Origin of the sequence: Micromonospora palythoicola, from assembly GCF_036689795.1 — a bacterium.
Taxonomy (GTDB): domain Bacteria; phylum Actinomycetota; class Actinomycetes; order Mycobacteriales; family Micromonosporaceae; genus Micromonospora; species Micromonospora palythoicola.
In genome coordinates this window covers 20,297-47,234 of record NZ_JBAGKI010000046.1, presented here as the reverse complement: position 1 = coordinate 47,234, position 26,938 = coordinate 20,297, and the positions used below count along the sequence as shown (strand labels likewise).

21 protein-coding genes are annotated in these 26,938 nt (G+C 71.5%); 9 read left to right on the top strand and 12 right to left on the bottom strand.

Annotation, left to right across the window (positions count from 1 at the left end):
- Positions 1–116 precede the first annotated feature (116 nt).
- From V5O40_RS19615 to V5O40_RS19600, 4 genes are all read right to left on the bottom strand, one after another.
- Positions 117–4,490, bottom strand: a complete 4,374-nt coding sequence (locus V5O40_RS19615; protein WP_332906821.1) for an ExeM/NucH family extracellular endonuclease — start codon at positions 4,488–4,490, stop codon at positions 117–119.
- Positions 4,491–4,599: 109 nt separating this feature from the next.
- Positions 4,600–5,292 (bottom strand): hypothetical protein, encoded by a 693-nt coding sequence (locus tag V5O40_RS19610; RefSeq protein WP_332906820.1) that lies wholly within the window; start codon positions 5,290–5,292, stop codon positions 4,600–4,602.
- Positions 5,289–6,770, bottom strand: a complete 1,482-nt coding sequence (gene eccE / locus V5O40_RS19605; protein ID WP_332906819.1) for a type VII secretion protein EccE — start codon at positions 6,768–6,770, stop codon at positions 5,289–5,291. The genes V5O40_RS19610 and eccE overlap by 4 nt, the downstream gene beginning before the upstream one ends.
- A 31-nt stretch (positions 6,771–6,801) precedes the next feature.
- The gene (locus V5O40_RS19600; protein ID WP_332906818.1) at positions 6,802–8,481 is read right to left on the bottom strand and encodes a right-handed parallel beta-helix repeat-containing protein; all 1,680 of its coding nucleotides are present in this window, start codon (positions 8,479–8,481) and stop codon (positions 6,802–6,804) included.
- A gap of 189 nt (positions 8,482–8,670) precedes the next feature.
- Here V5O40_RS19600 and V5O40_RS19595 point away from each other — a divergent pair, with 189 nt between their 5' ends.
- From V5O40_RS19595 to V5O40_RS19585, 3 genes are read left to right on the top strand one after another with little or no spacing between them, the layout of a single operon-like run.
- A complete protein-coding gene (locus tag V5O40_RS19595; protein WP_332906817.1) occupies positions 8,671–9,054 on the top strand; it encodes a YwqJ-related putative deaminase in 384 nt (127 codons plus the stop codon).
- The gene (locus tag V5O40_RS19590; RefSeq protein ID WP_332906816.1) at positions 9,051–9,536 is read left to right on the top strand and encodes an SUKH-3 domain-containing protein; all 486 of its coding nucleotides are present in this window, start codon (positions 9,051–9,053) and stop codon (positions 9,534–9,536) included. Before V5O40_RS19595 ends, V5O40_RS19590 begins: the two co-directional genes overlap by 4 nt.
- The gene (locus tag V5O40_RS19585; protein WP_332906822.1) at positions 9,530–10,786 is read left to right on the top strand and encodes an SseB family protein; all 1,257 of its coding nucleotides are present in this window, start codon (positions 9,530–9,532) and stop codon (positions 10,784–10,786) included. The genes V5O40_RS19590 and V5O40_RS19585 overlap by 7 nt, the downstream gene beginning before the upstream one ends.
- Before the next feature lie 3 nt (positions 10,787–10,789).
- Here the strand turns inward: V5O40_RS19585 and V5O40_RS19580 are convergent, their stop codons facing one another.
- The 5 genes from V5O40_RS19580 to eccCa all read right to left on the bottom strand — a co-directional run bounded on the left by V5O40_RS19580 (position 10,790) and on the right by eccCa (position 19,191).
- The gene (locus tag V5O40_RS19580) at positions 10,790–11,296 is read right to left on the bottom strand and encodes a hypothetical protein (RefSeq protein ID WP_332906815.1); all 507 of its coding nucleotides are present in this window, start codon (positions 11,294–11,296) and stop codon (positions 10,790–10,792) included.
- Positions 11,297–11,320: 24 nt separating this feature from the next.
- Positions 11,321–12,592 carry a type VII secretion-associated serine protease mycosin gene (mycP, locus tag V5O40_RS19575; protein WP_332906814.1) on the bottom strand — a complete coding sequence of 424 codons (1,272 nt, stop codon included), beginning with the start codon at positions 12,590–12,592 and terminating at the stop codon, positions 11,321–11,323.
- 106 nt (positions 12,593–12,698) lie between these two features.
- A complete protein-coding gene (locus V5O40_RS19570) occupies positions 12,699–14,441 on the bottom strand; it encodes a WXG100 family type VII secretion target (protein WP_332906813.1) in 1,743 nt (580 codons plus the stop codon).
- 34 nt (positions 14,442–14,475) lie between these two features.
- Positions 14,476–15,096, bottom strand: coding sequence for a hypothetical protein (locus tag V5O40_RS19565; protein WP_332906812.1), 621 nt, complete (start codon positions 15,094–15,096; stop codon positions 14,476–14,478).
- Between the two features lie 132 nt (positions 15,097–15,228).
- Positions 15,229–19,191 carry a type VII secretion protein EccCa gene (gene eccCa, locus V5O40_RS19560; protein ID WP_332906811.1) on the bottom strand — a complete coding sequence of 1,321 codons (3,963 nt, stop codon included), beginning with the start codon at positions 19,189–19,191 and terminating at the stop codon, positions 15,229–15,231.
- 129 nt (positions 19,192–19,320) lie between these two features.
- Between eccCa and eccD the strand changes: the two genes are divergently transcribed.
- Positions 19,321–20,709, top strand: a complete 1,389-nt coding sequence (eccD, locus tag V5O40_RS19555; protein ID WP_332906810.1) for a type VII secretion integral membrane protein EccD — start codon at positions 19,321–19,323, stop codon at positions 20,707–20,709.
- A gap of 8 nt (positions 20,710–20,717) precedes the next feature.
- On the opposite strand, the gene V5O40_RS19550 is transcribed toward eccD, so the two are convergent.
- Together V5O40_RS19550 and V5O40_RS19545 are read right to left on the bottom strand one after the other, a co-directional pair.
- Positions 20,718–21,464, bottom strand: a complete 747-nt coding sequence (locus V5O40_RS19550; RefSeq protein ID WP_332906809.1) for an SUKH-3 domain-containing protein — start codon at positions 21,462–21,464, stop codon at positions 20,718–20,720.
- A 69-nt stretch (positions 21,465–21,533) separates the two neighbouring features.
- Positions 21,534–22,280 carry an SUKH-3 domain-containing protein gene (locus tag V5O40_RS19545; RefSeq protein ID WP_332906808.1) on the bottom strand — a complete coding sequence of 249 codons (747 nt, stop codon included), beginning with the start codon at positions 22,278–22,280 and terminating at the stop codon, positions 21,534–21,536.
- Between the two features lie 140 nt (positions 22,281–22,420).
- Here V5O40_RS19545 and eccB point away from each other — a divergent pair, with 140 nt between their 5' ends.
- From eccB to V5O40_RS19530, 3 genes are all read left to right on the top strand, one after another.
- Positions 22,421–23,848 carry a type VII secretion protein EccB gene (gene eccB / locus V5O40_RS19540; RefSeq protein ID WP_332906807.1) on the top strand — a complete coding sequence of 476 codons (1,428 nt, stop codon included), beginning with the start codon at positions 22,421–22,423 and terminating at the stop codon, positions 23,846–23,848.
- A gap of 156 nt (positions 23,849–24,004) precedes the next feature.
- Positions 24,005–24,334: a WXG100 family type VII secretion target gene (locus tag V5O40_RS19535; protein WP_164449591.1), complete on the top strand. Its 330-nt coding sequence runs from the start codon at positions 24,005–24,007 to the stop codon at positions 24,332–24,334.
- A 15-nt stretch (positions 24,335–24,349) separates the two neighbouring features.
- On the top strand, positions 24,350–24,640 hold the full coding sequence (locus tag V5O40_RS19530) for a WXG100 family type VII secretion target (RefSeq protein ID WP_164449590.1): 291 nt from the start codon (positions 24,350–24,352) through the stop codon (positions 24,638–24,640).
- Between the two features lie 98 nt (positions 24,641–24,738).
- Here V5O40_RS19530 and mycP (V5O40_RS19525) read toward each other — a convergent pair whose 3' ends face one another.
- Entirely contained in the window at positions 24,739–26,037 is a 1,299-nt protein-coding gene (gene mycP / locus V5O40_RS19525; RefSeq protein WP_332906806.1) for a type VII secretion-associated serine protease mycosin, read from the bottom strand.
- Positions 26,038–26,186: 149 nt separating this feature from the next.
- Between mycP (V5O40_RS19525) and V5O40_RS19520 the strand changes: the two genes are divergently transcribed.
- Together V5O40_RS19520 and V5O40_RS19515 are read left to right on the top strand one after the other, a co-directional pair.
- Positions 26,187–26,579 carry a YbaB/EbfC family nucleoid-associated protein gene (locus V5O40_RS19520; protein ID WP_099852692.1) on the top strand — a complete coding sequence of 131 codons (393 nt, stop codon included), beginning with the start codon at positions 26,187–26,189 and terminating at the stop codon, positions 26,577–26,579.
- The gene (locus V5O40_RS19515; protein WP_332906805.1) at positions 26,576–26,917 is read left to right on the top strand and encodes a hypothetical protein; all 342 of its coding nucleotides are present in this window, start codon (positions 26,576–26,578) and stop codon (positions 26,915–26,917) included. Before V5O40_RS19520 ends, V5O40_RS19515 begins: the two co-directional genes overlap by 4 nt.
- The last annotated feature ends 21 nt before the right edge of the window (positions 26,918–26,938 follow it).

Sequence of the window (26,938 nt, the reverse complement as noted above, 5' to 3'; positions counted from 1 at the left end):
CGAATAGACCCGGGGGGGTATACAGCGGCCATCCGCACGGGCCGGCCGGAAACGACCCCGGCTCCGGTCCGCGGTCGAAGGAACTCCGACCGCGGACCGGCGTTGTCACCTACCGGTCACAGGCGCGCGCACTGACCCCAGGCCGGGCCCCGCACCGTGTTCGCCCGACCCTCGTTCACCGGGGCCGGAGTGTTGCCCGAGCAGGCCAGCGGGCCGCTGACGGTGTTCGCGGCGACGACCACCGGCTGGCTGCCGGAGTTGCCGATCACGCCCACCGGGCCGCTGACGGTGACTCCGTCGACCCGTACCCCACCGAGGTTGGCCACCAGCGCCAACGGTCCGTTGATCCGAGCCTTGCTGATCTTCAGGTCGCCGGTGGCGCCGATCACCATGACCGGACCGGAGACCTTCGTCCCCGACAGCTCGAACAGCACCGGCCCGATGGCGGACACCGGGCCGTTGATGGTGCCGCCGGTCACCCGCAGCGAGGCCCCCGCGGCGACCGACACCGGGCCGGCGATCGTGGCGTTCTCCACGCAGGTCAGACCGGTGGTCACGAGCAGCGGCCTGGCGTGCCTACCGGTGATCGTGGTGGTGCACTCCGGCCCGCCCTGACCGACCGACGACCGTGGCTCGGTGTCCGCGGTCACCGGCGAGTTGGCGGCGAAGTAGTTCACCAGCATGGTGAGGTCGTTGTCGCCGGTGGTCACCGGGTCGGTGCCGCCGGCGAGCGTGGTGAAGTTGTCCCCGCCGGCCGCGAGGAACGAGTTCACCGTCACCCGGTAGCTGCCCGCCGGATCGATCGGCGTGCCGTTCAGCTTCATCGAGGTGATCCGCGAGCCCTGGGCGGCCTGCGGGTCGTAGGTGTAGCTGAAGCCCTCCGACACGCCGAGCCACAACACCGGGCGGGACGCGCCCGCCGGCTGCCACTGCTGCTCCAGCACCTGCTTGATCTCGGCACCGGTGTAGGTCTTGGTGACCACGTCGTTGGCGAACGGCTGGACGGCGAAAGCCTCGGCGTAGGTCACCGTGCCGTCCTCGCCGTACAGCAGGTCGGCCCGCAGACCGCCCGGGTTCATGAACGCGATCTGCGCCCCGCCCCGGCCGGCGTCGCGGGTACCGGCGAGCTGCACGTCGGCGATGAAGTTGCCAAGCGCCGACTCCTTGCCCCGATCCTCGTTGCCGTCGGTGTACGCCCGCCGGATGTCGGCGGTGATCTCACCGAGCTTGCGCTGACCCAGCTCCTGTGCCCGGACCTTCGCGGCGGCGACGATCTCCGCCACCGCCTGGTCCTGCGGTGCGCCGACGACGTCCACCAGGGACGCGTCGGCGGCGGTGATGGCACCCGCCTCCGGATCGAAGGTCAGCGTGACCTTGCCCAGCCGCTTGCCGTAGTCCTCGGCCTGCACGATCGGCCGCAGCTTGTCGGTGCCGGGAACCGGCACCTCGAAGGCGTACGGCTGGTGGGTGTGCCCGCTGAAGATGACGTCGACGGTGGCGTCGGCGCGGGTGAACTCGCCGAAGACCGGGTCGTTCGCCAACGCCTCGGGGGAGTCGATGTTCTCCGTCGCGGCGCCCTCGTGCGCGAGCAGCACCACCACGTCGGCCTCGCCGTTGTCCGGGTTGCCGTCCTTGAGTTGGCCGGCGACCAGGTTGGCCTCGGCCACCGGGTCGCGGAAGGTGATGCCGGCGATGCCGTCCGGGCTGACCAGCGCGGCGGTCTGTTCGGTGACCACGCCGATGAAGCCGACCCGGACGCCGCCGATGGTGTCCACCGCGTACGCCGGCAGCGCCCGGGTGTCACCCCGGTACACGTTGGCACCCAGGTACGGGAAGTCGGCCCGGTCGGTGACCCGACCGGTCAGGTCCGCCATGCCCTTGTCGAACTCGTGGTTGCCCACCGCCGAGACGAGCAGGCCGGCCTGGTTCAACGCGTCGATCGTCGGGTTGTCCTCGTCGATCGCCGAGATGAAGGTGGAGGCACCGATGTTGTCACCGGCGGAGACGAACGCGGTGTTCGGGTTCTGCTCCCGCAACTGGTTCACCAGACCGGCGACCTGAGCCGCACCGCCGACCGGCTGACCCCCCACGGTGGCCGGCGACTCCAGTCGGCCGTGGAAGTCGTTGATGCTCAACAGCTGGAGGTCCACCGGGCCCGGGTCCGCCCCGGTGTCGATGCCCACGACCAGCGGGTTGTGGTCGCTGGCCCGGTACGGGTCCGGTGCGTAGAACGCGGCCAGGCCGTCGTACTGGAAGGCGTACGACTCGACCGCGTTGATCTGCCAGACGTCGACGCCGGTGACCCGCGACGCCAGCGACGGCGAGGCGAGCGCGTGGTCGAGCGAGCCGGACTCACCGTTGAAGACGTAGCTGGTCTTCCCGGTGTCGTTGAGGTTGCGGTACTCCTCGTCGTAGAGGACCTGCATCGGATCCTCCTGGGTGTACGCGTTGAAGTCACCCAGCAGCAGTACGTCGTCCGTCCCGCTGTCCGCCTTCACCTGATCCACGAAGGCGGCCAGCGCCCCGGCCTGCCGGACCCGGTCTCCGTTCCAACCGCCCTGACCGTCCCCGGCGTCGGCGTTGTCACCGGTGCCGGCACCGCTCTTGGACTTGAAGTGGTTGGCCACCACGACGAAGTCCACCGAGCCGGCGGTGAACGTCTGCGCGATCGGCTCGCGGGCGTTGGACCACACCGTCTCGTCGTTCACCGACCGCGACGGGCCCTTCGGCTGTGCCTTGGCCGGCTTGAAGATGATCGCCGTGGTGATGACGTCCTGCTCGGCCGCGCTCGGCAGCTCCGCCGGAGTGCGTACGTAGTCCCAGGTGCCCGCGCCGTCCTCGGTGTTCAGGGCGGCGACCAGGCGCTTGAGCGCCTGCTGCGGGTCCTCGGCGTCGAACCGGACCGAGTTCTCGATCTCCTCCAGCGCCACCACGTCGGCGTCCAGCGCGGAGATCGCCGAAACGATCTTCGCCTCCTGCTTGGCCAGCGCCGCCTCGTCGGCGGCACCCCGGGCGTCGCCGCCGAAGTGGACGAAGTAGTTCAGCACGTTGAAGCTGGCCACCCGCAGGTCGCCGCCCACGTCGACGGGCCCGGCGGTACGCGGGTTGGTGGCCTTGAACGTGGTCCGGGCGGCCGGCGGGGTGTCCGCGTCGACCGGGCGGGTCGGCTGCAGGCGCCACTCGTTGAAGCCGTACGACAGCACCGAGGGGCCGAACGCCTCCACCTGGTCACCGACCCGCAACGGGCTGGCCGGCGAGACGTACGGCGGCAGCAGCCCGGCGGTGGCCAGGTTGGTCGTCCGGCCGTCGTCGACCAGCAGGCGACGCAGCTTGTTCTCGGCGGCCAGGGCCTGCGCGGTGTCCGAACCGGGGCGGGCCACGTCGGTGGGCGTCCGGGCCGGCTGGTCACCGGCGGTGAGCGCCACCTCGCCGTACCGGTTGGTGTTGTACACCTCCGACACGGCGTACGCGCCGACCGGCGCCACCAGCATCGACTCGACCGACTCGCGAGCGGCCTCGTCCAGCGGCAGCTCGACCGGGACCGGTGCCGGCAGCGGCGCGCCCTGCGCGCACACCTGCACGTCGGTCCGGGCCGCGATGGTGAGCTGGGTGAGGCCGTTGAACTCACTCGCCGTGCCGCTGACCCGGACCCGGTCGCCGATCGCGACCGCCGGATGGTTCGCGGTGTTGCTGGTGAGGTACACGAAGATGCCGTCCGAGGCGGTGCCGGCGGCGACCGGGCGCTCGGCACCGCTGCCCGCCGTCTGCACGTACACCCCGTTGTAGCCACCGCTGCGGTGGTCGGCGGTGACGATGCCCTCCACGGTCACCCGGCTGCCGGCCAGCGGCGTGGCCGTACCGGTGCCCTGCACCTCGGCGATGGTGTGGTCGACGGTGACGGTGCAGCCGGTCGGGTCCGGATCGGGGTCCGGATCCGGCGCGGCGTTGCGGACCCCGAGGGTGTTAGCCGCCGGCCCCTGCCAGGTTCCGTCGATCTTCTGGAGCGAGTGGCCCGCCGGAGTCGACGCGGTCTCCTGCACCCCGATGTCCACCCCGGTCCGGCCGCTCGCCGGCCCGCCGACCGCGGCGAAGGTGCCCTCGTAGGTCAGGAACTCGGCGACGTCACCGCCGGGCGCGACGAGCGCGACGCCGTCGGGGGAGCCGTTCTGGATGCCGTCCGTCGGGTACGACTCGACGACCACACCCGAGGCCGGCACCACGCCGCTCAACGTCCGGGTTCCGTACGCCGCGCCGTTGGCACCGTTGTAGAGAACGATCTGCCAGCCGGTCAGGTCGAAGCCGGCCGGCCCCTCGATCTCGATCGCCTCGCCGGTGTCCGCGCCGACGTTGTCGTAGTGGATCTCACTGATGAACGGCACGGTGGGCGCCGGGTCTGCGGCGGCGGCGGTGCCACTGGAGAGGATGAGCGTGGTGGCGGTGACCAGTACGCCCGGGATTGTGAGTAGTCGGGTACTTCTTGTGCGCTGCATGTAAGCGGCCTCCGAAGGGAGTAGACCGTCGGAGGATAAGCGGCACCGGTGTCCATGCGGGAGCCGCCGGGTGTACCAATGCGGCAAAGACCGTGACGCCGGTCCTCGGTCAGCCCGCCCGAGCGACGGGGCCGATCAGCTGACGCTCGGTGCCGGTCATGCTGAGCATCACCCACTGCACCCTGCCCTTGGTGATCAGGCCGACCATCTCCGGATGCAACTGGGTGAACCAGCTCTGCACGCTGGCCAGACCGAGGGCGCTCGCGGCGGTGGCGGCCTCGGCCTCGGTGAGCCGCTGAAGCACCACGATGTCGCTGCGTACCAGGACCTCGACGTCCCAGCCGGCCAAATCGTCGCGGACCACCAGGGTGGCCCGCCAGGGCGCGCTGAGATTGGTGTCCGGCCCGGTCACCGGACCGGTGTCGATCACCACGAGCTGCGGTTCGGTGGGTGTGGCCGGCACCGGAGGAGCGACACCGGGCGGCAGGAACGAGGCGATCTCCCGGCCGATGACGCAGCGCCGCAGCAGGGCGTCCCACTCCTGCTCCCGCGCGGTCTGAATGAACAGCCGGGCGCCGAGCGCCAGGGACCGGAAGGCGAGCAGCTCGGCCGCGCGCACCCCGCCGGTGAGCATCAGCCGGGTCGGCTCGGCCCGGAACACCCGCAGTCCCACCGGCTCCTGCTGACGGTTACGGCCGACGACCAGCCCACCGCCACCGGCGACCAGGCGTAGCCCGGCGACGGCGGCACCGTCCGCGACGTGCAGCCCCATCCGACTGCCGGGAAACGCGACGCCGTTCATCGCAGGAAGCCTCCCAACGGCAGGGTGGCGGCCACGCCGTGGGCGTGCTCACCGTCGAGTCTCTGCAGCCGACCACCGTGATCGCGGACCGCCCGGTCGAGCGCGTGATCGGCGGCGGCCAGCGCGGCCGGGTCGGCGCCGATGAGCCGGAACGCCACCTCCACCAGAGCGTCGTCGTCACCGGGGCGGTCGTTCTCCCGCGCCACCGAGACCGACACCACGCCGGCCGCGGCGGGCAGCCCACGCAGCAGCGGGTCCAGTTCCCACGCCCGGCCGGGCCAGGCGAGCAGTCGATGACAGCTCTGCGGGACACCCTGCACCGACCAGTTCCGCCAGCCTTCCCGGGCCAACGGTCGGTCCGTACCCACCGCACCGCCGGTGAGATGGGTCAGTTGGGCGACCGCCGCGAGCACCTCGTCCCGGTTCAGCAGCCGGGCCGTCGCCCGCTCCTGCCGCAGCTGACGGCGGGTCCGCCGGATCGCCGCGGTGAGCGCCGGCCGCAGGTCGCGGTTGGCATGGAAGTCGGGGGTCCGCGGCGCATGCAGCACCACCCACGCCTGCCGGCTGGCCGGGACGCCACCGTTGGTCAGCTCGCGGTAGGCCCGGTCGACCGCCGCCGCCCGGGCACGGGGTGCCGGCGTCACCTGGATCAGCACCTGGACCGTCACCACCGGCGTCGCCGGGTCGGCGGCGGGCAGCAGGGCCACCGGCGACGGCAGGGCCTGTGGCGCGCCCATGAGCAGAGCACCCTCGGTCGGATCGACCTCCAGCACCGCGCTGAGCCCGCCGCGGTGGGTCAGCAGCACGGCCGGCTGATCGTCGATCTCGACCTGATCCAGCTCGACGGTGCTCTCCAGGTGGCGCAGCAACTGCCAGGGGCCGTCGGACCCGGCGTCGACCAGCTGTCGACTGCGCCTCCGGTACGCCCACCACACCGCCAGCCACTGGTGGAGCCATCGGCCCCGGCGGCGCACCATCGTCGGAGCGAGCAGCAGTACGGCTACGGCGGCCACGGCGACGGTCAGCGGCAGGCCGTGCGGCGTGGCCGCCAGCACTGCCGCCGCGCCGGCCTGCCAGGCCACGAGCTGAGCCACGTGGATCCCGCCGACGCGTGGCTGCCGTCGGTGTGGGCGCACCACCGGGACCGGCGCGGCGTCCTCGGCGGCGACCCCCGCGCCGGGCTGTCCCGCCGGGGCGGCCATGGCCTGCGGTGCGACCCGGCTCTCCGGTGGTCGGGCGGCGGGCGCGGCGACGGCGGCCGGTGCCGCAGCGGCGGCCCGACTGGTGTACGCGGTGCCCACGGTGGCCCGGCCCTGCCCGCGTTGGGCCGCCCAGTTGTGTCCGGGCCCGGCGCCGCCGAGCGTCGGTGCCGGCACCGCGCCCGACTGGGGCAGGCGTTGCTGCGGCGGCGGTGCCGCCGCCCCCGGGTGATGCTGCCAACCCGGCTCGCCCGGCTGCGCCGCACCCGGCTGCGTCACCGCGCGTCCCTCCCTGCCCGGCGCCGCATCGTCATCGCCCGATCGCGACGCGCACGTCGGCCACGGTCACGGTCCGCAACTCGTCGAGGCTCGGTCGCTGGCCGGACTGCCGCAACCGCTGGGCCTGCGCTTTCCGGACACCCTCGAAAAGCTTGCGCGCCTCCCGGGCATTGCCGAAGTTCTGGTCCCGCTCGATGGTGCCGAAGTGCTCGCGGAGCACCTCGGAGACGCCGTCGGCGAGCAGGTACTCGTCGCCGCCGGCCATTCGTTCCACGATGACCACCAACTGCTCCGGGGAGTAGTTGCCGAACTCCACGGTCTTGGCGAAGCGGGAGGCCAGACCGGGGTTGGCATCGAGGAACTGCAGCATCTCACCGGTGTAGCCGGCCGCGATCACGGCGATCTCGTCCCGGTGATCCTCCATCAGCTTGACGAGCGTGTCGATGGCTTCCTGCCCGAAGTCGCCGCCGGTGCCCGACGACCGGGACAGGGTGTACGCCTCGTCGATGAAGAGCACACCGCCGCGCGCCAGTTCGAACGCGGCGGCGGTCTTCTCGGCCGTGTGGCCGATGTACTGGCCTACCAGGTCACGTCGGGAGACTTCCCGGAAGGCGCCGCCGGGCAGTGCGCCCAACGCCGCCAGCAGGTCACCGTAGATACGCGCCACGGTGGTCTTGCCGGTGCCGGGGGCACCGGCGAAGATCAGGTGATGGCTGACCGCACCGACGGGCAGCCCCGCACTGCGCCGCCACTCGTTGACCTGGATCTCGTCGATGAGAGCGCGTACCTCCTCCTTCACCGACTCCAGGCCGACCATCGCCGCCAGCTCGGCCAGCAGCTTCTCCACCCGGGCGGCGTCCTGACCGGTGGTCGCGCGGGCGGCGTCGGCGCCGAAGGCGGCCTTCCGGTTCACGGTGCCCTCGACGACGGTCGGCTCGGCTCCCTCGGCGATCTCGATCGCCGGCTGGCCGGTGTTCTCCGTGGTGCACTCCTCGACGGTGCCGCGGCAACCCCGGGCGAAGGAGACCGCCGGCCCGCGGGTGTCGCGGATCCGGCAGCGACGCAGCACCGGGGCGCTCTGATGGACCACCGCCACACCGGCCTGTCCGGTCTGGGAGATGTCGCAGGTCTCGATGGTGGGCCGGCCGTACTGGTAGATGTAGATGCCCCGGTTGCCGCAGCGGGTCACCGTGCTGGTGCGGATGGTCGGGGCCGCGCCGATCCGCACGATGATGCCGTCCTCGCTCAGATCGGTGAACTCGCAGCCTTCGACGCTACCGTCGGAATCCTCCACCACCAGGCCGTACCGTCCGCCGGTCACCCGGCAACGGTCGAGGGTGAACTCGGACCGGCCGGCCACCTGGATCGCCGCGCCGAAGCCGGCACTCAGCTCGCACCCGGTCATGGTGAGCCGCGCCCGGTCGGCCACCACGACCGGTGCGTCACCCGCCCTGAGGACCAGGTCGCGCAGCTCCAACCGACCCGAGTTGCAGGACACCGTCGGGTAAGCCCCGGCGGACGCGTCGATGGTGACCGTGCCCGGGCCCTGCGCCGCGACCACGCTGACGGCACGATCGTTGACGAACAGGGCCTCGTGGTAGGTGCCGGGGCTGACCGAGACGACCGCGTCGTCGGTGGCCACCGCAAGTGCCTCCCCGATGGACGGGTAGGCACCGGGCTGATCCGGGGAGACGAGAAGGGTGCGCGTCATGGCTCCGGCTCTGGACGGCGAGGAGAGGGCTGGACCGACGATATCCCAGGCGGTCGACGCGGTGTGAGCCCCTCGATGCCAGTGGTGCCCGCACACCACCCCCGTCGGGGTGCCCGGTGACGGTTAGGCTCGCTGGCGGGCCGGGCGAAACCTCGCCGGGAATCCCCTGTCGACAACCGGGAGGACGGGATGGCGCAGCCACGAATGCTGCCGCTGGCGGCCGGCGCGCTGCTGGCCGACGGCACCGTCCACACGCACACCTCGGTACGCGGCGACCTGGCCCCCGACCTGCATCCGGTGGTCCGGCGTTTCCTGCACGGGTTGCCCGTCGAGCAACGCGAGCGCTATGCGGGCTGGTGCGCCGAGGCGGTGCTGATCTCCGACCGGCTCTACGCGGCCGAGGCCGGCGGCCCACCGCTCGACGCGGCCAGAGCCCGCGCGCTGCTGTGGGGCGCGAAGGTCCGGGTGACCCGGGTACGGGAGGAGGGTGACCCGCGCCACGGCCAGGTGCAGCCGCCCTGCCGTTCCTGCGCCGCGCTGCTGGACTGGTTCGGTGTGGAGGCGCTGGCATGACTGAACGTTTTCCGCCCCTGGTGGCACAGACCCTCGCCGCCGCAGGCTGGTCGCCCGACCGGTCCGACCAGAGCCGGGGCCGCGAGTGGGGGCTGCGGATCGCCGCCCACGCCACCCCCGGTGGTCGTCAGCACACCGTCACGGCACGGGCGATCGAGGCGTACGCCGAGTTCGGTGGTCTGCGGGTACGCCCGCAGGGTGAAGGTGAACAGGTCGCACCGAGCGACGTCCACCTCGACCCGTTCCTGGTGCGGCACTCGGTGGACACCCTCGCCGAGCTTGCCGAGGCGATCGGTGCGCCGTTGAGCCCACTGGGTGAGGAGGGCGACGGCAGCGGGATCCTGGCTCTCGACGAGCACGGCCGGGTGTTCGTGCTGGACCACACCGGGGACTGGTTCCTCGGTGCGGATCTCGACGAGGCGCTCACCACGCTCGTGCTCGGTCACCGCCCCCTGCGGGTACGGGCGGACGGCACCTGGTGACCGGCTGGCAGCCGAGCACCGCCGCCGAGCAAGCGCTGTTGGCCGCCGCCGAGGCCGACGACCGGGAAGGCTTCCTGACCGAACTCGTCACCGGTCCGCTGCTGCTGCCCGTGTCGCCCGGCGCGGCGGCCGGCCGGGAAACGGTGGCCTGGGCGACCGGCCAGCACGACGGCGTCACGCACGTGCTCGCGTACACCTCGCCGGCGGCAATCGCCGCCGGGCTGCCCGGCCAGTCGGTGAGCTACCGGGTGTCGAGCCTGGTCGACCTCGCCGTCGACTGGCCGGACGACGAATGGATGTTGGCGATCGACGCCGGGTTGCCGATCGGCATCCGGCTGGCCGCTGACGAGCTCAGGGCCCTGACGGAGCCGGTCATGGAGGCCGAGCGACCGCTGCGCGAGGCGGTCCGCGGGCAGGACCCGAACGCCCTGATGGCCGCACTGCTCCGAGCCGAACTGGTGCTGCCGGTGGACCCGGACGGACCGGCGACCCGCGATCTGTCCGATCCCGAGTTCCCGTGGTGGACCCTGCCCGACGAGCAGGGCCGGGTCAGTCTGCCCGTGTTCAGTTCGGAAGCCCGGCTGCGACAGGTCCTGGGCGAGCATGACCTGGTGGTGGTCAGCAGCCTCCAGCTCACCGACCACTGGCCGGACATCTCCTGGCAGCTGCTGGTGAATCCAGAGACGCCGCTGGCCGCGGCGCTACCCGGCGAGGCGCTGCTGACGTTGCGCGACTGGCTCGGCGAGCTGCGACAGGTCATCGACGAGGCAGCCAAGCAGGAGCAGGCGCGCCGCGACACGGCAAGATACGCCAACCCGTCGGCGGTGGGGGGGCCGGTGCCCCGTCCGGCACCCGAAGCCGATGATGACGGTCCCGACCCTGCCGCACCGCTGCTGCTGCAACTTGTCATCCCGCACCGCTACCTGACGTCCTACCTGGACGACGGATACGACCGGGCGGCTGGACTGGTGCACGCCTGGCACGGACCGGGACGGGACACACCGAGCCGGCTGTACCGACGGCTCGGGCTGCTCGGTGAGGGCTCTCCGTTCGAGGAGTCCGACGAGTGGGTGACGGTGCTGCGCTGGCCGCCCGGCGAGGCCACACCCGACGAGTGGGGTCGGGGCCAGCCGCGGATGGAGTCGATTGTCGTACCGGACGGCACCGAGCTGCGCTGTCTGCACGCGGACGGCCGGGACGAACTGTTGGCCCGCTTCGACGCCACCGCCCGCCGCTGGTCCCCGGCCTAGTCGCTAGCCACCACGGCTGGCGAACCAGGCCCGCGCCGGCGGACTCTTGATCAGGATGAGCGACACGCCGGCAAGCCCGCCCACCACCAGCGGCGTGACCATCGTCGGCTGAAAGCTGAGCTTGCCCTGCGCCAGCAGCGTGACGATGACGACGACGAAGAGCCCGAAGGTGAACCCGGCCGGCACGGCCAGCCCGGCCGGATTGTCGCCGGTCCAGGCCATGAAGATCCCCATGGCCGCGAGCAGCACCACAAGCAACGCGATCGCGAGGACGCCGGCACCGATGCCCACCACCAGGATCTTGCCCAGCCCGTCGCCCTCGGCGCGCAGCATCGCCCGGAAGAAGGCGAACCCGGCGATCAGCCAGGTGACGATCGAGGGCACCATCAGCAGGGCGGCGATGGTGACGACGACCGGCCGCCGACGTGGCGTCGAGGAGGGTGTGCCGGGAAACGTGCCCGGGGCCGGGCCGAGGTCGGGAGACTCGCCGGCCGGCGCGGAAGACGACATGGAAGCCTCCTCGGTGCGATCGGGTCACCCGGACGGGCGTTGCCAGACGACGTCGTCGCTGCCGTCGGCCGCCTGACCGGTGCCGCCGGCCGGCGTCGCCGAGCCTCCGGCCGCCGGCGCAACAGCACCGGAGGCCGCCGGCGACTCCTCGTCGGCCGACTCCGTCCGACGTCGGCGTGTGCGGCCCCGCAGCAACATGACGGTGCCCACGATCCCGCCGACGATGAGCAGGAACACGGCGATGATCACGGCCCACACGAAGATCAGGATGCCGTCCTCACGCTCGCGAGGGTCGGCCCACTGCTGCACGTTTGGCGCGGTGGCGGTGGGGCGGTTGCCCCGGCCGTCCGGCTCACCGGTCACCGCCTGCCGGATGTCGAGTGCGCCCCACCCGTAGTGCAGGTCGCGGCCCGGCTCGCCCTCATCACGAGTGGTCTCCAGCAGGCGCTGGAACATCTGGTAGCCGTTCAGGTCCGGATGTTCGGCCCGCACCAACGCCAGCGCGCCGGAGACGAGGGCCGTGCTGAGGCTGCTGCCGAGCCCGGTCTCGTAACCGTTGCCGGGCACGGCGTGGACGATGTCCTCGCCCGGCGCGGCGATGTCGACCTGTTCGGCCGGTAGGGAAGCCTCCTTGCTGATCGTGCCGTTGCGGGCGGTGCCGTTGACAGCCATGGCGTTCTGGTGTGAGGCCGGGTTGCCAATGATCGAATCCTGGCGGTTGCCGACGGACGCCACGACGATCACGTTGCGCTGGTAGGCCCGTTCGACGGCTCGGTTCAGCTCGTCGTTGAAACTGCTGGACAGCGAAACGTTGATGATGTCGGCCCCGTGGTCGACCGCCCAGTTGATCCCTGCGGCGATCGCGGTCGGTTGGATCAGCGGGCTCCGCTCGCTCTTGATGGTCACCGGCAGGATCTTGGCCTTCGGGGCGATGCCGAGCACGCCGTCACGCTTGCCCGGCCCGTGCCCGTGACCGGCGATCAACGAAGCCATGGACGTGCCGTGGCCCACCCGGTCGACTCGGCCCTTGGCATCCTCGTCGTAGAAGTCGACCCCGGGCAGGACGTTGTCCTTGAGGTCCTGGTGCTTCGCGTCCACCCCGGTGTCGATCACCGCCACCACGACACCCTCGCCCTGGGTGATCTTGTGCAGCTCAGGTATCTCCAGGGCCTTCAGGTGCCACGACTTGTCCCTTGTGGAATCGGCCAGGGCGGGTGCCGCAGGCAGCCCCAGGGGCACCAGGACGCTCGCGGCGGTGATCGCCAAGATGGCTGCCGATCGGGCTAGGACACGCATGCCCGTCTACCTTCCTCTGTCGGGCCATAGCCGGGACGGCCAGGTCGGACGGTCACTGCATGGTACGGGCCGGCCACCCATCACCGGGTGACCGACCCGCAACACATCAGCTGTGGCCGAGGGCCTTGCCCTGCTCCCGGGGCCGGTGCTCCGTCGGAGCCTCCACCACGCCGACGGCTGACGATTCGGTGACCCAGAGCTCGTCGTCGCCGTCGCCGTACTCCCAGGTCTCCTGGTCGCCGTCGGGCGGCGCACCCTTACGCGGAGCCGGGGCGGTCGGGCCACCGCGTCGGCCACCCAGCGAGGGAGCCGGCCCGGTCGTCGGCACGGGTCGGCCGGTGCCCGCACCGGCGCGTCCGCTCAGATCGGGTCGGGCACCGGCAGTTTTCCCGCCGGCTGCCGGTTTGCCGGCCGCCGGTTTGCCGGTTGTGGGCTTGCCGCTCAGCGGCGACCCGGCCCCGGGCGACCCGCCCGGCGTGGCACCTCGCTGACCGCCGAGGCTCGGCGGAGGTGCGGCTGGACGCCCGGGGGCGGCACCGCGCTGACCGGGGCGGGCGGTGGAGCCGGGCAGACGTGGACTCGACGGCGGTGGGGTGGTCGCGGCACCCGGCCGGCTGCCCGGACCAGGCCGACCTCGGCCACCACCGGGCGCGCCGCCGCCGGTGTTGCCGGGCAGGGTCGGGCGGTTCGGCGCGGCGCCTCGCCGGCCACCGCCCGGTGCCCCGGACCCGCTGCCCGGGCCGCCGGCACCGGGCAGGGTGGGCCGGTTGGGCCCCGGCCCACGGCCGCCAGGCGCGCCGGGACCGCCCGCACCCGGCAGGGTGGTCCGGGGCGCGTTCGGTCGCGTTGAGTTCGGAGCGGACAGGCCGGGGTTGCCCGGCCGCGGCCCGGGTGGCGCCACCGGCGGCACCACCGGACCCGGTGTCACCGGGGCGGTGGGCGCGGTGGTCACCGGCGGGGCGGTCGGCGGTGGGGCGACCGGCGCGGCGGCGCCGCCGGCCAGACCGACGCCCTCCGGAAGATTGGCTGGCGGTGGTGGCGCCGCACCGGCCGGCGCGTCGCCCCCACCGGGCCGAGCCGGCAGATCCGGCCGGTTGGGCATGTCGGGCCGGTTCGGCGCCGGCCCGGGCGTTCCGGGTGCCGCTGGTGGCCCTCCCGGCGCTCCCGGCCCGCCGGGCAGCCCCGGCTTGTTGATGACCGCGTCGGTCGGGCCCTTGAACTTCCCACCACGGGAGATGTTCGAGATGTAGACGTCGATGTAAAGATCGGCCAGCGGCTTGGCGATGTCCCTGGCGCGCTGGTGGAACTCCCGCTGGACGTCCTCGTGCGACTTGTGCCGGTCGCCGAAGATGTCGCCGAAGGTGATCTCGGCCTTGTCCTCGTCGTAGATCTGCTGCTGCCGTCGTTGCTCCGCCTGGTACTCCAGCCAGAGCTCCCTCATGTCCTGCTGAGCAGTCCCGATCTTGCTGGCGAGTTGGTCGAGGCCGGTGGCGTTGTTGCTGGCCACGTCCCGCCACTCGTCGAGCGAGTGGAGCGTCGCGCCCACCCGGGACATGAAGACCCGGGCGGCCGGGGAACTCCACTTCGCGTTGAGCGAGTCGGCGTGACGTTGGAGATTGTCCCGGGTGGTCTGTAGCAGGCTGGCCGCCCGCCGCCACATGTCGGCCAGCGCCGTGGTGCGCTCGTCGCTCTCCTTGCGGACGTACTCCCACATCTGCTCGATGGTGACGTCGCCCCAGGCCGTCGGCTCGTACGGCGTGGACTGGGCAGCCCGCTCGGCCGCGTAGTCGTCCGACACGCCGGAGTACATGTGGTAGCTGGGCGGCTGCCAGCCGTAGTAGTCGCTCATCCCCGCTCCTCAGCTTCCGCGCCCGAGCCGACCATCACCGCATGCTCGTCTGGTCCAGCGCGAGGTCGTCACCGTGCATCTGCTCCGAATCGCCCTGGATCACGTACGCACCGGAGCCCTCACCGACGACCTCTCGCTGGGCCCACTGCGGGGTCTCCTCGCGCTCGTCACCGGTCGGGCAGGAGTCCATGCCCGCGTAGGGCGACATGGCCGTCGGGTCGACGGCCTCCGCGGGGATCCGCTCCGTGGGATCCCCCTCGCCCTGCTGCCAGAGACCGCTGAGCGTCTCCTGGCCGTCCACCGCGGAGAACGCGTTGTAGACGTCGACGTTTGTGGCCTCGGCGAGCGCGTCCCCGGTGAGATACTCCGCCGAGATCGACATGGCGGCCGTGCTGAGGGCGACGAGACCCTTCATCACATCGCCCATCAGCTGGGAAACGGCCATCCGGCTCTCGTCGTGCCGCCCTCGGAAGAACGCGGCCTCCTTCATCCCGCCGCCGCCGAACGGCGCTTGCACGGTCAGCATGGGCCGGAGGCCGTTGTCAAAACTGGGCTGGAAGTTCTGCTCCATTTCCTTCTGGATGGCCAGCGCGAAATCCTTCAGCTGCTGGATGTCGACGTCGATCTGTTCGTCGACGAGCCACTCGTCGCCCATGTTCCCTCCCCCGTTCGCTCACACGATGCCGGCGCGGTTGCTTCCGTCTCCGACTGGTCGGGGGTCAGGCAGCCGCGCTCTGTAAGTCCACTCTGGCCGACAGTAGCCCGATCGGGCAACCCCGTAGCGGACTCAGGAGCGGGGCGGAAGGTGCACCAGCTGCACCAACCGGGTACCGCCGCGCCGGGACACCAGCCAACCCCGGCCCGGCGGCAGCGGCCCCGGCCGGACGGTGCCGAGCAGCACCCCCTCGTCCCGGTTGCCGGACATCACGATGCCGGGCGTGCTGATCTCCCGGAGCCGCATCAGCACCGGTTCGTACAGCGCCCGGCTGGCACCGCCGGTACGCCGGGCGATGACCACGTGCAGGCCGATGTCGCGGGCCTGCGGCAGGAACTCCAGCAACGGGGTCAACGGGTTGCTACCGGCGCCGGCCACCAGGTCGTAGTCGTCGACGAGCACGTACAGGTCGGGACCCTTCCACCAGTCGCGGGCCCGCAGCCGCTCGGCGTTGATGTCCGGCGGTGGTAGCCGGTCGCGCATCACCGTGGCCACCTCGGTGACGATGCTCTCGGTGACCTGGGCGGTCGAGCCGTACCCGATCAGGTGCGGCGTGTCGATGTCGCCGAGCAGGCTCCGCCGGTAGTCGACGATGACCAATCGAGCCTCGGTCAGCTCGTTGCGGTCGACGATCGTCTGCGCCAGCGCCCGCAGGAAGGTGCTCTTACCCGACTCGCCGTCACCGAACAGGATGAAGTGCGGATCGGCGGCGAAGTCCACGTGCACCGGCTGAAGGTCCACCTCGGCGATACCGATCGGGATCCCCGGGCGGCCGGTGTTGGGCAGGCTGCCGTACGGCACCACGGGCGGCAGCAACCGGATCGGCGGCGCTCCCGGCCCCTGCCAGGCGGCGGCCAGGTCGGTGACCAACTTCCGGGCGCCCTCGGGCAGGGTCTCCGCTTCCTGCGCGCTGTCCGCTCGGGGCAACGCCGCCAGGAACTGCTGCCCGTCCGGCGTGATGCCCCGGCCCGGTGACTTCTCCGGCACGTTCATCGCCGCCCGCCGGTCCAGGTTGGAGTCGCTGGCGTCGGCCAGCCGCAACTCCAGCCGGGTGCCGAAGACGTCCCGGACGGCCGGTCGCAGGTCCATCCACCGACTCGCGGTCACGATCAGATGGATGCCGAAGGAGAGACCCCGGTTGGCGATGTCGTTGATCGTCGGTTCGAGGTCCTCGAATTCCGTGCGCAGCGTGGCCCAACCATCGATGACGAGGAAGACGTCGCCGAACGGGTCGTCGTCGTGCTGGCCGTGCCGCCGGGCCCGCCGGTACTCGGCCATCGAGTCCACCCCGCGCTCGGCGAACCGCCGCTCCCGCTCACCCATCAGCAGCTGCAGCTCGGCGACGGTACGCCGGACCAGGCCGGCGTCGAGGCGGGTCGCCACCGAGCCGACGTGCGGCAGGTCGCGCAGCGACGACAGGGCACTGCTGCCCAGGTCGAGGCAGTAGACCTGGGTCTCCCGTGGCGTGTGGGTCAGTGCCAGGGCGGTGACGACCGTCCGCAGCAGGGTGCTCTTGCCGCTCTGCGGGCCGCCGACGATCACCGCATGGCCGGCCGAGCCCGCCAGGTCGAACCAGAGCACGTCGCGGCGCTGATCGAACGGCTTGTCGACAATGCCGACCGCCACCTGCAACTCGCCGAGCAGGCCGGCGTGCGCGACGGTGATGCCACGAGCGGGATCGGCCGTCATCGGAGGCAGCAGCTGGTCCAACGTCGGCGGCTCGGCCAGCGGGGGAAGCCACACCTGGTGCGCGGGCTTGCCCCGACCGGCGAGCCGACCGACCAGGATGTCCAGCACACTCTCGCCCACCCCGTCGGCCGGCTCCGGCGCCACTTCCTCCCTGGGCGCGCGGGTCACCGGGGGTGCCACGTAGCTGGTGGTGTACTCGCGGACCCGGTCCTCGCCGTCACCGGCCGCGACCGCCGCCGCCGTCTTGCTGCGGTAGGTGCCGGAGACGTACGCGGCCTTGAACCGGATCAACGGCTCGGTGCCGAACCGTAGGTATCCGTGCCCCGGAGAACGGGGCAGCTCGTACGCGTCGGTGGCCCCCAGCACCACCCGCGACTCCATCGCCGAGAAGGTCCGCAGACCGATCCGGTACGACAGGTGCGTGTCCAGCCCCCGCAGCCGGCCCTCCTCCAGCCGTTGGCTCGCCAGCAGCAGGTGCACCCCGAGGGACCGACCGACCCGACCGATCTGCACGAACATGTCGATGAAGTCCGGCTTCGCGGTCAGCAGCTCGGAGAACTCGTCGCAGATGATGAGCAGGCTCGGCAGCGGCGACAGTGGTGCGCCCGCCGCCCGGGCCTTCTCGTAGTCCCGCTGTGAGGCGTAGTTGCCGGCCGCGCGGAGCAGCTCCTGCCGACGGACCAGCTCGCCGTTGATGGAGTCGGTCATCCGATCCACCAACGGCAACTCGTCGGCCAGGTTGGTGATCACCGCGCTGGTGTGGGGTAGGCCGTCCAGCCGGGTGAAGGTGGCACCACCCTTGAAGTCGACGAGTACGAAGTTGAGGCTCTCCGAGGAGTGGGTGGCCGCCAACGCGAGCACCAACGTGCGCAGCAGCTCGGACTTGCCGGAACCGGTCGCGCCGATGAGCAGCCCGTGCGGCCCCATGCCGTCCTGCGCCGACTCCTTGAGGTCCAGCTCCACCGGCCCACCGTCGGCACCCACCCCGATCGGCACCCGCAGCTTGTCGCGGTTGGGGCGCGGCTGCCACGCCCGGTCCACGTCGAACTCGTACGGATCGCCGATGTCGAGCAGCTCCGCCAGGCCCAGCTCGGTGGTGAGCGGAGTGTCGCCCCCGCCCCGCGAGGCGGCGGAGAGGCGCAGTGGAGCCAGTTGCATGGCCAACGTCTCAAGCTCGGCCACCCGGCACTCGTCGGCCCGGCCGATCTCGGCCGGACCGTCCACGGTGATGCTGTGCAACCCGCGGTCCGCCGCCACCTCCAGCACCAGCCGGGCCCGATCGAGCAGGCGAGGCGCCGGCGTGGACAGGTCGAGCAGGGTGACGCCCTCCACCCCACCCTCGGTCATCAGATGATCCGAACCGGCGGTGTCGCCACCGTCGATGACCACCAGCACGTGCGGCCCGGCGACCTGGGGCGTACCGCCACTGGCGTTGAACCGGGGCCGGCTGGCCAGCACGTCGTCGAGCATCGCCTCCAGGCCGGTGACCGACGGTGCCACCAGTCGCAACTGGCCGAGCGCGTCGGTGCGGGACGGGTGCAGCGCGTGCGGCAGCCACTTCGTCCATTCCCAGTCCGCCCGCCGGTCCGGCGCCACACAGATCGCGACGAGCATGTCGTCGGGCGCGTGGAACGCGGTGGCCTGGGCGAGCACCGCCCGGACCATGCCCCGGGCGGCGTCGGTGTCACCACGCAGGTGCACCCGGGCGAATCCGTTGAGCGCCATGGTCACCGGCAGGTCGGGCACCTCGCCGTAGGTGGTGAGGAACCGGCGTAGCGCGAGGGCACACATCGGTTCCAGCTTCTCCAGCGACGTGGCCGGCGGCGGCACCAGCGGAGTCGCCAGCTCCTGTGGCCCCAGGCCGATGCGTACGGTGGCGAAATCCACGTCGCCACGACGACGCTCCCACAGCCGGGGGCCCAGCGGCAGGGACCAGAGGATGTCCGGGTCGGGGTGCCGGTAGAACGCCGCCTCGCGCTGCTTGCGGATCGTCTTGAGCACCCGGCGCCGCTGACGGGACAGATGTGTCATGTACTCGCGGCGCTTCTGCAGCATCTCCTGCTTGCCCGGTCCGCCGGAGTTGTTCGTCAGCTGTGACCCGAGCATCCCGATGGCGGAGAGTCCGAACAGGCCACCGGTGACGTACCCGAGGGTCGATCCGCCCCGGCCGGCGAACATCAGGGCCATCGCGAACGAGCCGGCGAGCATCGGCAGCAGCATCAGCATCTGCCCCCACGCCTTGCCGCTCGGCGCGGGCACCTCGGGCGGCGCGTCCAGCAGCACCTCACCGGAGGGGTACTCCGGCTCCGGCTGGCGGGCAGGTCGCTTGACGACCACCGTGCTCACGTGACAGACCTCCGTCGCCTCGGTGCGCCGCGGTGAACCGCCCCCGCGTCACCGGCACATGGTAGGTAGCCTTTGCCCGTCAGGACAGCCGCGGGCCGCCGGCCCGCTCCTCGTACCGAGGGGTCGATAGTGGTCACCCAGGCCGGAACCGGACTCGCGCGCATCGCCGTCGTCGCCCCCAACCGCCGGTTGGATCTCGCCCTGCCCGAGCACCTGCCGCTCGTCGGGTTGCTGCCCGCGGTGCTCCGACAGGCCGACGAGGAGCCGTCGGACGGCACCAGCCACGGAGGCTGGATGCTGCGCCGTGGCGACGGCAGTCCGGTCGACCTGGCCCGCACGCTCGCCGCGCAGAACGTCCGGGACGGCGAGACGCTGCACCTGGTGCCGCGCCGCACCGAGTGGCCGGAGCTGGCGTACGACGACCTGATGGAAGCCGTCGCCGACGGTGCCCGACGGCGCGGGGTGGCCTGGAGCCCCTTCGCGACCCGGCTGACCGGCCTGATCGTGGCCGGCGTGTTGCTCCTGCTCGGCCTCGTCGTGATCGTGACGTCCGAGGAGCCCGGCTGGCTCGGCGGTGTGGTTGCCCTCGGCACGGCCGGCCTGCTGCTGGTCTGCGGGATCGTGCTGTCCCGGGCGATGGCCGACTCGCTCGCCGGTGCGGTCGTCGCCGCCGCCGGGCTGCCCTACGCCTTCGTCGGCGGCGTGCTGGTGATCGGCACCGGCGAGTCGGTCTGGGCGCTGGGTGCCCCGCACGTGCTGCTCGGCTCCGCTGTGCTGCTGCTCTCCGGGCTGCTCGGGCTGCTCGGCGTGGGCGATGCGACGAGGGTCTTCGTGGCCGCGGTCTTCGTCGGCTTCTGGGGCATGGTCGGCGGGATGATCGCGCTCGGCTCGATGGACGCCGCGCAGGGCAGCGCGATCGTGGTCGGTGCGGTGGTGTTGCTGCTGCCGGCCATGCCGCTGGTCTCCGTACGGCTCGGCAAGATGCCGATGCCGGCGTTGCCGCGTACCGCCGAGGACCTGCTGCGCGACGAGCCGCAGCCGAAGCGTGAAGTGATCTACCAGGCCACCGCCCGAGCCGACGAGGTCTTCACCGGCATGGTCTTCGGAGCGTTCGTCGTCACCATCGCCGGCCTGATCGTCCTCACCGCGACCGGCACGCTCTCCGCCCTGCTGCTCGCCGGCATCATCTCGCTGGGCTACCTGCTGCGCGCCCGACTGGTGTCGACGGTCCGACACCGGGTGCCGATGCTGGCCGTCGGTCTGGTGGGCCTGGGCCTGCTGCCCCTGATCGGCGCGGCCGACGCGTCGACCGGGGCCCGGGTGCTGGCCGTGCTGCCCATCGCCCTGGTCGCGGCCGGACTGTCGGCCGCCGCCGGGCTCGCCTACAGCCGGCGCGCCCCGTCGCCCCGACTGGCCCGACTCGGCGATGTGTTCGACATCCTGCTCCAGTTGGCGGTGGTTCCGGTCGCGTGCAGCGTGCTGGGCCTGTACGCGTTCATGCGGGCGATCAACGGCTGACGCCTCTGTCACCAGTCGCGGTCGCTGGCCTCGGACATCTCGGTACCTCGGATCAGGTTGACGATGGCGGAGTCGATGTCTGGGCCGACGAAGAAGTCGTCGGCCCAGTGCAGCATGAACACCCTTCCCTGCGCGTCGGCGACCAGTTCCGACGGTCCGTCCTCGTTGTTCCCGATCGGATAGACCGGGTTGTCGAACTCCACCGCGAAAGCCCGTGCCTTGTCCGTGACGATTTCGCCCACGGTTGGAAAGAGATAGCTGGTGAAGCCACCTTCCGGTTCACCGGGTCTGTCGAGCTGCGGCAGCTCCAGGCCGCCGAACTCGATCAGTGCTGCCCGGACGATCGGCGGGCATTCCAATCCAGCCAGTTCGTCCGCGAAGCTGACCATCCAGTGGTTCACTCCGGCGCTGAAGTCACGACCGGGAAACCAACCGGCCCGGTCCAGCACCCGTCGCACGTCGGGGGGAAACCGTCCTTCGGCTGCCCGGTAGAGTGCATACTCTTCGGCCACCATTGGTGCGGAGAGCGACGCCCATTGGGATACCTCACCGGTTTCGCGGTCAACGACCGCTCGCGGATGCCCCGTCGACGGGGGCGGTATGGGCACGCCGTCAACGACGCCCGTTTCCGGGAGAACGCGCCAAACGACATAGCCCAGGTCGAACTCGTAGAGGTCCACTTCGGGCGCGGGCCCCGGCTTGCCCGCACTGGCCCATTCGCGGGCGATGGCCCGGGCCTCGTCGCGGCTGATCATCGAACTCCTCATGGATGCCTCCGTCCACGACAGCCATCGGCTCGAGCGGCGACGACAGCCCGCACAGGATCACCAGTCGCGATCGTGGGCCTCAGACATGGGCCCACCGCGAATCAGCTTGACAATGGCGGAGTCGATGTCTGGGCCGACGAAGAAATCGTCGGCCCAGTGCAGCATGAAGACCCGCCCCTGCGCGTCGGCGACCAACTCGGACGGCCCGTCCTCGTTGTTGCCGATCGGGTAGACGGGGTTGTCGAACTCCTCGGCGAAGTCCCGAGCTGCCTCCGTGACCACTCCGCCCAGCGTGGGGTGGATGAAGCTCATGAAGCCGCCACCCAGGCGGCCGCTCCGGCCGAACTGCGGCAACTGGAGACCACCGAACTCGACCAGCGCGGCTCGGGCGACGGGTGAGCACTCGAGCCCGGCCAGTTCGTCGGCGAAGCGGACCATCCAGTGGTTCACCGCCGAGGTCACGTCTCGGCCGGGATACCAGCCTGCCTTGTCCAACACGTGCCGCACGTCGGGCGGAAAACGTCCCTCGGCGGCCCGGTGCTGCGTGTACTCCTCGGCAACCAGCGACGGCGGTAGTGAACGCCAGCTGGACAATTCACCGGTCTGCCGATCGACGACGGCTAGGGGATAGCCAGTGGCAGAGGGCGGCGCGGGTGGCCCTTCAGTGGGGGGCGCAGCCGGGAGAACGCGCCAGACGACGTAGCCGAGGTCGAACTCGTACAGATCGACTTCGGGCGCCGGCCCAGGCTTGCCCGCACGGGCCCATTCGCGGGCGATGGCCAGGGCCTCGTCGCGGCTGATCATCGAAGGACTCCTCGGGCTGCCGTCGTCGGTTCCGCCGGCCGACACCGGATGCGGGCACCGGGCGGCTCGACGCCGTGCCTATGGTAGGCACCGCGGTCCGGCGCTCGTGACCGTGCGGGCGTACGCCAGGGGAGGCTGCCATGCCGTCGCGGCGGGACCAGGTCCAGTCGTACCAGTTCTTCGTTCAGCGGATGACCTCCGCGCTGGTGGCGCGCGAGCCTGACCCGGAGGCGGCACCGTTCCGCCGACTGGGTGGTGCCGGCTTCGCCAGTGTCATGGTGGCCGTGCTCTGTCTGGCCGCGGTGGGGGTGTACGGCCTGTTGCGGCCCGGCGGCGCGACCAAGTGGAAGGAGGGCGGCGCGGTCATCCTGGAGAAGGAGACCGGCACCCGCTACCTGTACCGGGAGGGCCGGCTGCACCCGGTGCTCAACTACGCCTCCGCGCTGCTGGCGATGGAGACCGCGGCACCGACCGTCTCGGTCTCCCGGAACTCGCTCGTCGGCACCCCGAGGGGCCCGCGCATCGGCATTCCGTTCGCCCCGGACGCGCTGCCCCCGGCCAGCCGCATCCTGGACGGGCCCTGGACTCTCTGCACCCAGCCGGCGCGTAACGCGGCCGGCGGTGTCGTCGCGACCACCGTGCTCACCGTCGGGCGGGCGCCCGGCGGGGGACGGGATCCGGGTGACAGCGCCCTGCTGGTACGCGACCGCAAGACGGACCGGCTGCACCTGGTCTGGCACGACCACCGGTACGAGATCCGCAGCGAGAAGATCGTGTTGGAGGGTCTCACCTTGAGCGCCGAGCCGGTGGTGGAGGTGGGCGGTGCGTGGTTGAACGCCTTGCCGGCCGGTGAGCCGATCGCGCCTCGACGGGTGGCCGACCGGGGAGCTTCCTCGACCGCGTTGCCGGATGCTCGGGTCGGTCAGGTCTTCGTGGTGGAGAGTCAGGGCGGCAGCCGCCAGTACTACCTCGCCGAGCGGACGCGCCTGGTGCCGATCACCCCGCTGCAGGCGGATGTGGTGCTGGCTGACACGGAGACCCAGCTGGCCTACCCGGGCGAGGCGCGGCCCTACCCGATCGAACTGGCCGCCGGTACCGCCGCGGCGGCGCCCAAGGCTGGCGCGCCGGCGCAGGGTCGGCATCGCGCGCCGGAGCAGCGGCCGGAGATCGCTCGGTTGGCTGGAGACCAGCCGGCGATCTGCGCGGCCTACCAACCGGGCGCGGACGAGCCGACGCTGCTGCTCGACGCGCAGGTGCAAGCGGTGCGGGAGCCGGTGCGCACCGGTGAGCAGACCGGTGACGGCATCCCACTCGCCGACCGGGTAGTCATCGAGCCGGGTCACGGCGTCCTGGTTGCCGCGGTCTCCTCCCCGGACCAGGAGACGGGCACCCTCAACCTGGTCACCGACCTGGGCCATCGCTACCCGCTCGCTTCGGAGGGGGTGCCCGCCATCCTCGGCTACGCGGAGGTGCAGCCGGTTCGGCTACCCGCCAGCCTGGTGGTCCGGCTGCCGACAGGTCCCGTACTCGATCCCACGACGGCGAAACTTGCGCTCGACCCGGAGTGATCTGACCAGCCACAATGGAGAACCGGGCCGAGTTGCGGTCTAGCGCGGGCTGGACACGACCCGTTACCGTTCGTATGACGATGGTGCGCGAGCACCGACTGACCAGGCGCCCCGACGGATCGGGGCGATCAACTGAGGACGGGGGTGACTTCCGCCATGTCGATGAACACCGACACCGGCTTGATGCTGAAGACCGAGGGTGACGTCGATGCCGTCGCCGATCGGCTCACCAGCAATCTCAACTCGCTGATGGACCAGCTCGCGCCGCTGTACGACCAGTGGAGGGGCGCGGGTGCCGGTTCCTTCCAGCAGGTGCGGGAGCGGTTCGACCAGGACATGGCCCGCCTCAACGTCGCGCTGCGGGCGATCGCCGAAGCGGTCGGATCTGCCGGTAAGGACTACGACGTCAGCGACGAGGAGATCCGGGCCGACATGGACAGCGCGGGTGCCACCGCCGGCCAGATCACCGCGGCGCTGAAGCTCTGACGGGGGAGAAGACTCATGACGGAGATTCGGTACAACTTCGCCGGGTTGAACGCCGCGGCGGACAGTTGCAGTGGAGCGGTCCGGAACCTGACCGGAGAACTGGACGGGCTCAAGTCCGGCATCGCTCCGCTGCTGGCCACCTGGGACGGTGACGCCCGCGAGGCGTACTTCCAGCGGCAGACGGAGTGGGAGTCGGCCGCCAACGACCTGCGTGACCTGCTTGGTCGGATCGAGAAGGCGCTGCGCGAGTCGGCCGGGAAGATGCAGGCCCGCGAGGCGGCCAACCGCGCGAAGTTCGGCGGCTGAGAACCCGCACCACAGCACCTGATGGCCCGGCCCGCGCCGGGCCATCGCCCGTTGTGCGGGTGGCGCGTGGCCACCGTCCCACGACCAACGCGACCGCGTCAGCCGCGCGGCATCGAACTCGGTACCCGGAAGAAGACTTCCTCCGGCTCGTCGATCTCGGGCTCCGTCGGGGGAGAGGCCGATGGACGGGTGGGTCGCCACCGCGTACGGCGGCCACGCGGCAGCAGTGCGGCCAGCACCGCGACTCCTACCGCAACCGTGGCCAGCGCGAGGCCGATCCAGAGCGCCAGTCGACCGAACAGTGCCCAGCGCTCCGCGCGAGCCTGCGCCGCCGCGTCGTACGGCACGTCGGGCAGCGGCGGCTGAGCCACCGGTTCCCCGGTGGTGAGCCGTTCGGTGACCGCCCGGTACGGGTTGACCACCCCGCTGCCGTAGCCGCCTGCGGCGTCACCCCGGGCCGGGTCTGCGGTGGCGAGTATCCGCTTGGCGACCTCCCGGGCCGACAGGTCCGGCTCCGCCGCGCGGATCAGGGCGGCGGTCGCACTCACCATCGGTGCGGCGAAGCTGGTCCCGTCGAAGGTGTTGTGCCCGACCAGCCGGGTGGCGGCCACCACCGCACCTCCCGGGGCGGCGATGTCCACGTACGGCCCGATCTGGGACTGCCGGATCCGTGCACCGTACTGGTCGACGGCGCCCACACCGATCACACCGTCGTAGGCCGCCGGGTAGGGCAGCGGATCCGGGCGGGCACCGTCCTGATGCTGGTTGCCGGCGGCGGCGACCAGCACGACGTCCCTCGCCAACGCGTAGCGCACGGCCTGCTCCACGTCCGGGTCCGGCTGGTACAGCGTCACCGACAGGTTGATGACGTCGGCACCGTCGTCGACAGCGCGTCGGATGGCCTGCCCGAAGACGGCCCCGGTCACGGTGTCGCCGCCCGCGCCCGGGCCCTCGTTGGCGTTGCGTTCGCTGACCCGGATCGGCACGATCGTGACATCCGGCGCCAGACCGTGGAAGCCGACCCCGTCCTGCTGCCGGGCGGCGATGATGCTGGCCACGGCGGTGCCGTGGGATACGCAGTCCACATCGCCACCGGGGGTGCCGCGCAGGGCGTCGAAGCCGGTGGCCACCCGGCCGGCCAGCTGGGGGTGGCTGCTGTCGGTGCCGGAGTCGACAACGGCGACCCGCACCCCCGCTCCGGTGCTGAACGGCCACACCCGCTGCGGGGCGAGCCACCGCTGATGCCAGGGCGTCTCGGTGTTGACCTCTCCCGGATCGCTCGGATTGTCGCAAATTGCCGGTGCGGCAGCCGCCGGGCTCGCCACCGGAACCGTCAGCGGCGCGGCCAACATGGCTCCCAGCAGCGTGAACGTCGCCACAGGACGGTGCCGGAACATGTCTGTACGCCTCCCGTCAACCGGTCCCGCAGCATCCTAGCGGCGGGCGGCAGCCGAACCGGGCACGCCGATGTCGTGCCCATTCAGTATCGTCGAGTTGTCACGCCCCGGTGTGGACGGCGGACGGGACCTGCGCGGGGAGGAACGCCATGGACGTACAGGCGCTGCGCGCCCGGGCCGACGAGCTGATGGCGCAGTTCGAGCGGATGCGCTCAGGCGTCGGCGACCTTCAGCAACAGCTCAAGACGGTGAAGGCGACCGTCACCTCCGAAGACGGCCTGGTCACCGTCACGGTCGGTCCCCGTGGCCAGGTGACGAAGGTCGAGTTCGACCCGCGGATCTACCGCCGGCCCAACTCGAAGGAGCTTTCCGCGACGGTCACCGAGACGATCCGGCGGGCGACCGAGCAGGCCATGGCTGAGGTCGAGAAGCTGGTTCGACCGTTCGTACCGGACAGCCAGTTTCAGGCGTACATCGATCACGATCTCGACGGCATCTTCCGTCAGCTGGACAGCGAACTGCCCGGGGAGGAACGGCGATGAGCGAGCTACGCGAGACCTTCGTCAAGCCCGACGCCGCGTTGGAGGGTGCCAACGAGCTCGGTGCGGCCGGTGCTCGGCTCGCCATGACCTGGCAGAATCTCGCCGCGACCATCGGGACGCTCAACGGCGCACGACCCTGGGGTGACGACGAGCCGGGCAACGAGTTCAACAAGAACTACCTCGGCGGCGACGATCAGCCGGCGCAGCGGGTCCTCGACCTCGCTGCGGATCTGGTGCCGCTGGTCGAGGTGCTCGGGCCCACCGTCAAGGGCGCGGTCGAGGGCACCGTCGACACCGACGACATGGTGAAGACGCTGTTCGGCGGCGACGACAAGTAGCAGCTCACCCGCTACGAGTCG